General features: G+C 46.4%; 2 protein-coding genes. Both read right to left on the bottom strand.

Annotated features, from left to right (window positions below):
* Positions 1 to 47: 47 nt before the first annotated feature.
* On the bottom strand, positions 48 to 1,760 hold the full coding sequence (locus tag CAG68_RS06850) for a glycoside hydrolase family 19 protein (RefSeq protein WP_161440957.1): 1,713 nt from the start codon (positions 1,758 to 1,760) through the stop codon (positions 48 to 50).
* Positions 1,761 to 1,972: 212 nt separating this feature from the next.
* Complete coding sequence (locus tag CAG68_RS06845) at positions 1,973 to 3,496, bottom strand: Na+/H+ antiporter NhaC family protein (RefSeq protein ID WP_161440956.1); 1,524 nt, start codon at positions 3,494 to 3,496, stop codon at positions 1,973 to 1,975.
* Between the last annotated feature and the right edge of the window lie 101 nt (positions 3,497 to 3,597).

Here is a 3,597-nt window from a genome sequence, read left to right as displayed (position 1 = left end):
GCAAAAAAGCAGAGTCTTTATAGATGGTTAGGTTGTTTTTTACTCGATCACTGACAAGAAATCTCGTCCCAGAACCAATTGCTTTGCGTTGGGCTTTCCCACACTCCTGGGCCATTTTTCGCAACAAAACATTTGTTTTGGTACGTCACTTTATCGCCGTTAGCGACTTGCGTTACACCCGGCTCCCACTGAATAAAATTGCCTGTCACTGGTGGTTCTGGCTCGGTTACTGGCGGCTCAGGTTCTGTGACGGGCGGCTCTGGCTCAGTCACCGGTGGTTCAGGTTCCGTTGTAGGCGGCTCCGTAGGAGTGCCTGAAACCAGCTTCCACGGGTCTCCTTTCGTTGGCTCATTACCTTGTGACCACCATTTCGCTTCGTAAACAGCACCTTGGTAAGAGACTTGTTCCCCCGTGTTATATACTTTGCCAGAATCCCAAGCTGCCACACCACCTACAGGCGGATCGACCGGATCGACCGGATCCACTGGATCTAACTTGTCAACTACACGAACTTCTGGCCAACCCGCATGAGATTGGTAGAAGTTAGTTACACATTTCTCATAATCACCTGCAACTAGCGCAGAGTAAGCCGTTTGGAAACCAACAAGTTCACATTCAAAAGAGTGGCCTCCCGGACGATCTGAGTAGTATTTCCAGTTACCATCCCAGTTGGTGTAAAGCACGTCTGTCGCACCATTTAGATTTAAGCTGCCGTAAGGCGTCTGCTGCCAACAGGTATTGGTCTCATCGGCTTCAATTGGAATTTGATAATGAGCGGCAAGTCCTTCCCAATAGCGAATACGGTTAACAGGTTGACCTTTATCTTTGTTTTGCTCCCCACACTCAATACCACCATTGATCACGTTGATGGTGGTACCAAAGCCGTAACCAATGCCAGCATCAAGCTCACGCTGTGAAGGCACCCAAGTACGGTCAATCACATGTAGCATTGCTGGTTTCGGTGCTTGTGGGGTTAGGAAGAACCAGATAGCCGATGCTAAGTTCAGCCACGAATCCGCAACCAAGCCTGGATTTTTCAACAATACAGATGCATCGCCATCAAACATCACTTCAGAGAACGCGCCATAGTTAAAATGGTAAGAAAGCTGTTTTGCACCACGTCCAAAGTAACCTTGTCCAGGTTCACATGGCCAGCGTTTGTTTTGCCAGTCATTTTGACCACAACCTGTTGTGTAACCTTCTTGCCCTTCAGACCATCCCATTTCTCGCACATGAACCCAAGCTTGCTGCCACTCTTCCAACCCTAGCGGATTATCCGATACGTTATCGATCGAAATATGGCCACCGGTTTCCTGTGCAAAGTGAGCAAACGCTGTCACGATCGATTTTTTACAAATCGCATCCGAATCACGACCGTCTGTGTACTCACCACAGAATGCTGGGAACTTGCCAATTGCACGTAGGAAACGCGTGTAAGTGTATTCAGGTGCCGCCATTTGAGTCAGGAAGTCCCACTCACTTTCGGGGAATACACGCTCTACACGCTTCACGTTTTCTGGGTTGGTTGTCGCCCCTGGAACAATCGCTTCAACCACTGAGTTCGGGCGTGTCTCTAATGCTTGTGACCAAATGGCATACATAGGATCAGAAGTTTTGCTTTGCTCTACGGCTTGAACGTCACCACGAGCAATAACATAACCATTCGGATTTTGCGGATCGGGCTGAATATTCATACTCGCATTCACTTGTGCTGCTAAGACACAACTCAATGCAAGAGGAAGATGTTTGAGTGCAAACATGTCTAGTCTCCGGATTTCAACAATACAATATACGAGGAATAACTAGACATATAGTGGATCATATATACGAAACACCGAGCCAAGTACGTTGATTCTGCGAGACAAAATGAATAAATAGGTCCTCACACACATTTTGTCACAAGAAAAATGTTACCTTGACTCAAAAGAAAAGCGGAGACCCTGTGAGCCTCCGCTTTGTGATGTTTCTCTCTTTATTGTTCTGCCGAAACCACCTCTAGCTTCGCGGTTGACTTTTGTTTAGACAGCACAAAATAAACCACACACTGAGAAATAATTGCGGCAAGCACAATCACTGGTGAGGCGTTGATTCCAGCTAAAAGAAAACACCCCAATGCGATCATTCCATTGAGTAATGCGTAAGGCAATTGTGTACGGAAGTGCTCATACTGTTCACACCCCGCTCCTGTCGACGACAAAATCGTAGTTTCAGAGATGGGAGAACAGTGATCGCCAAACAAGCCACCAGATAATACCGCACCAATACAAACCAACAGTGGTGCATCAATCGCGACGGCAGTTGGGATCACTAATGGCATCATGATGGCAAACGTCCCCCAAGATGATCCCGTAGCGAATGAGATAACACCAGCAAGCAAAAAGGCGACTGCTGGCAATAACCAGTAAGGGAAACCGGCTTGAGCTTGTTCAGCAATGTATGCAGCTGCACCTAATTCTTTCCCAACCGAGCTAAGCGCCCAAGCCAATACCAGAATCACCGCCACTGACATCATGTTTGACATCCCTTTCAGATAAACCTGAATACCATCCGAAAGCTTTCTTACGCCATAAAACGCCATCAGCGCAATTAAAGTGAAGGCCGCGAAGAAATATGCAGAAGAAAGTGCAGCCCTAAACGTTGATCCTGCCACTTTTTGAAATGGAAAACCGTGTGGCACGAGGATGGTACATAGAACCACCAGCATAACGAGCAAAGGCGCCCATACAAAACTGGATTTTGCATTTTTATGCGTAAACACATTCATAGACTCCTGCACTTTCCCAAAGTCGGAGCCCTGCTCTGCTAGTTGTTCAGCCTTCGCCATCGGTCCGAAATCTAATTTGAAGAAAGAGACAATCGGCACAATCGCGATCGCAAGAAAGGCGTAAAACTGATACGGGATCGCACCAATGAAAGCATCCCAATCACTCATACTGACATTCAGGGCAGTAAACTCTTTTTGAATCAATCCCATGATGTAAACGCCCCATCCGATAAAAGGGATCAAGATTGCGACGGGAGAGGAAGTAGAGTCGATAATAAAAGCTAATTTTTGGCGTGATACTTTTAACTTATCAAATAAAGGGCGAAAAACAGGGCCAACAATCAGTGGTGTACCAAGGTCTGAGAAGAAAATAACCACACCACCGAACCATGCGGACAGTTGAGCTTGGCATTTACTCGCAACCCATTGAGTAACCTTTTTAGCAAACGCCACACCACCGCCAGATTTCTCCATCAAGGCAACAAAGCCACCAATAAAGACCAAGAGCAAAATGACGCCCGCATTGTAGCTGTCAGTTAATTGCGGCAGTAGATAGCTTTTCATCAGTGCACTAAACGAGTCTAGTGGCCCTTTTTCGACAAATGTCCCTTCGAGCATAGCGACACCACTCACCACACCCGCGAATAAACCAACAACGACATTTCTTGTGGTCAGCGCGAGGAAAAGAGTAATAAGGCTGGGAATGAGAGAGGTAACGTCAGCCTGTTCCATAGCAATACCATTTATGATAATTAACCAATTAACATGAATATATCTTTAATTTAGCCGCATGTATATATCTCTCACAAAAAAGTTGAGCCACCTCTTCACAA

This window comes from Vibrio sp. V42_P2S4T144 (assembly GCF_009904715.1).
Lineage (GTDB): Bacteria > Pseudomonadota > Gammaproteobacteria > Enterobacterales > Vibrionaceae > Vibrio > Vibrio alginolyticus.
The sequence above is the reverse complement of the archived record's forward strand: the minus strand, read 5'-3'. Positions and strand labels throughout refer to the sequence as shown.

Coding starts and splice junctions, on each gene's coding strand:
- CAG68_RS06845 (WP_161440956.1), bottom strand. CDS start 3,496: ATGGAACAGGCTGACGTTACCTCTCTCATTCCCAGCCTTATTACTCTT.
- CAG68_RS06850 (WP_161440957.1), bottom strand. CDS start 1,760: ATGTTTGCACTCAAACATCTTCCTCTTGCATTGAGTTGTGTCTTAGCA.